Source organism: uncultured Helicobacter sp. (assembly GCF_947367035.1).
Taxonomy (GTDB): Bacteria; Campylobacterota; Campylobacteria; order Campylobacterales; family Helicobacteraceae; genus Helicobacter_D.
The window spans coordinates 1-2,715 of record NZ_CANBCA010000048.1; the positions used below are offsets into that span (position 1 = coordinate 1).

The window sequence follows — 2,715 nt, forward strand, 5'->3', positions numbered from 1 at the left end:
AAGACTAAAGCAACTTTAGAACAAGGTCCTCCTAGTGTAGGTGGATTAGGACAATATTTTACATTATGATAGATTGTCTTACAATCCTTTTAATCCCAAGCCCTCAAGCTCTTTTAAACTCATAGCTTTTATTAAGATTCTCTCTTCTGATTGCATTAAAGCATAGTCTTGTAATTTCTCTAAAGCTTCCTTGTATTCTAAATATCCTAAAGGTTTATTTTCGCTAATACTAAAAAAGCTTATTCTCCACTCTGCTTCCTCATCATCTTCTAGTTCAAAGTTTTCCCAAGGTTCTTTAAAGAGAATCGTATCGGTATCTTCACTTAAAGTGAAACTTACCATTAAACCTTCGGGTGTTTCATAGAGTTTGGGCATAGATTCAAATGCTTCTTCCCAACGCCTTTGCAATTTTGCTAAATCTTCCATTGTGTCTCCCTCTTTAAAATTTATTTTTTAAGCCTTAATGCAACAAACAAGATTCTATATCAAATCATTTAGTATTGATTTTATATTTTTTACCCTTAAAGCCTTACTTCACTCCCAGCTTAATTCCAAATCCAAACCTAGCTCTTTGCCTAGCACTTCAAAGTATGTTAGAGGCTTATGATTTCTTAGCCAAGTATGCAGTGCCTCCTCATCATCTAAATCGCCCTCATAGCCAAACTCATCAGCTTCTTTGTAAGCTTCATACCACCAGTCATCGTGTGTATCTCGCAGCATTTCTTTTGTAAATTCTAATGCCTCTTCACTTGGCTTTAAATCCCTCATCGCATAGACAATCTTAAAGCTTTCCTCACATTCTTCTTTCAAAGATTCCTCGCTCAAATCTTCATCATCAAGTGCTATGCAATCTAAAATTTTGCCAACCGCCATAGCATAATGACTTGCACCCTCTTCACACAAATATTGCTCCCTTGCAAGTTCACTCTCCGCTTGTTTTGCACTTACTACACCATTTGCGTCTGCTCCATTAGCGATTGCCTCCTCAAACAAATCAAAATCTGAAAGCATAATTGCCTTAAAAAGCATATCATAAGCACCCTCTCTGTCTGTGCTATCTACCTCTTTATTGCCCATTTGTCTTTTTGCTTTGCCTCTTTTGTGTAGTATTTGAGAATCTACCCTATTTTTTAGAGAATCTTCATATTTTAAAATATCCTCATAAAAGAGTGTTTGCTCTCCAGATTGTAGAGATTTTTTAAGTTTTTCTATGGTTGCATTATAGGCTTCATCATAGTTTTGCTGATTTTGCACCCTCTCATAAGAAAGTAATTGCCAATCATAATTGGTAGCCTCCCCACCTATGAAAAGTTCCTCATATTGAGGCAAAATCCACTCATCAAGTTCGGATTCTTGTACGAGACTTTGCAAAGCCCTTATTTGCACCGTGCCATCTGTATAATAGGCAGACCTAAGAATCGCACAAAGTTCTTGTAGGATTTTGGTTGTAGGAAGTGAAAGCACAAAGGCTTCTTTTTGCTCATCACTTATGGAATATTTTTCATCATTAAAGTTTAGAATCTTTGTTTTTCGCAATGCTTGATAGAGATTGTATCTTTGCAGCTGTGATGAAATATACCATTGTGCGGCATTTTCCGCTTGTTCCACAAGCTCCCATTCTACCTCTGCTCCAGCTCTTATAAGATTCAAAAACAAAGTGCGATTCGCTCCTTTAAGTAATTGTTTAGATTTCCCACTCAAAAATCTTAAACTCTTTGGTAAGCTTAACGGGAGAAAACTCTCTACAAAAATAACGCTCTTTTTATCCTCTAGTATATTGCGCAAGTTTTGCGTATATTCTACCTCTAATTCCTCCTCAAAATGTTCAATGGCAATGACAAAATTCTTAATCAAGGAGTTGATCTCTTTTTGGTAATTTTGAAAGTCTTTTGGTGTGAGTTTTGCATACTCCTCATTTGAGAGTTTGAAAACTGCAATAAACGCATTTTGCTTCTCTTTTTGCAGATACATTTCCTTATGCTCACTGCTTACTTCATCGTATTCTTCAATATCTTGCTCCATTGCATTACTTGCATCTCTTACTGATTGCATAATATTTTTCATTCTATCCATAGTTTGGTCAAATGTTTCTGTATGAAATATCTCAATAGACTCATCACTCCTATCTTGTGCCTCTATCCTTATGGCTTTTTCTTTTGCTCTTTTCATTGTATGCGCCTCTTTGTTAGATTCTTTATTCTTTTGATTTACTTTGGCTTTTATCATCATAGGAAAGACAAATTTTGCGCAAATCAGCCCCAAAATAAAAATGATAAGCGCAATACTTGTATGGCTTAACTCAAATACATTGACAATCAAAAAGAAACTTGCACAAGCAAGCACAAGAAGCACGACTGTCAAAACAATAGATTCTAATCGCAAACTTTCTCCTTTTACACCTTTTGAAACTCTTTGATATGAAATTTCACATCATTAAATGTAAGAGATTCTTCAGCCATTACTTAGCCTTTTTCTTGCTCATCATTTCAGCAATTCTTTGATTGATGAGTTTATCCATTTCTTTGCGTTGTTCGTCTGTTAATTTATGATAATTTTCGTCAAAACTCTTTCGATTTGCACAATCTACCCCAAATGCCAACAATACCTCCTCTACAATATACCTCAAATCCCTATCAGCACTCTTAGCCCCTGCGTCTTTTAGAAGCTTTTTGTTTCTAGCTCCTTGTGCTACATCTAAGGGAGTGAAAGCTCCAT

The 2,715-nt window shown here is 35.8% G+C and carries 2 protein-coding genes and 1 pseudogene; all 3 read right to left on the reverse strand.

Going from position 1 to position 2,715, the window contains the following annotated elements; genetic code table 11:
* Positions 1 to 78 precede the first annotated feature (78 nt).
* On the reverse strand, positions 79 to 426 hold the full coding sequence (locus Q0Y61_RS09440; protein ID WP_297814425.1) for a hypothetical protein: 348 nt from the start codon (positions 424 to 426) through the stop codon (positions 79 to 81).
* A 108-nt stretch (positions 427 to 534) separates the two neighbouring features.
* Positions 535 to 2,382, reverse strand: a complete 1,848-nt coding sequence (locus Q0Y61_RS09445) for a hypothetical protein (protein WP_297814427.1) — start codon at positions 2,380 to 2,382, stop codon at positions 535 to 537.
* A 76-nt stretch (positions 2,383 to 2,458) separates the two neighbouring features.
* Positions 2,459 to 2,715: pseudogene (locus Q0Y61_RS09450) on the reverse strand (hypothetical protein); the annotation flags it as partial.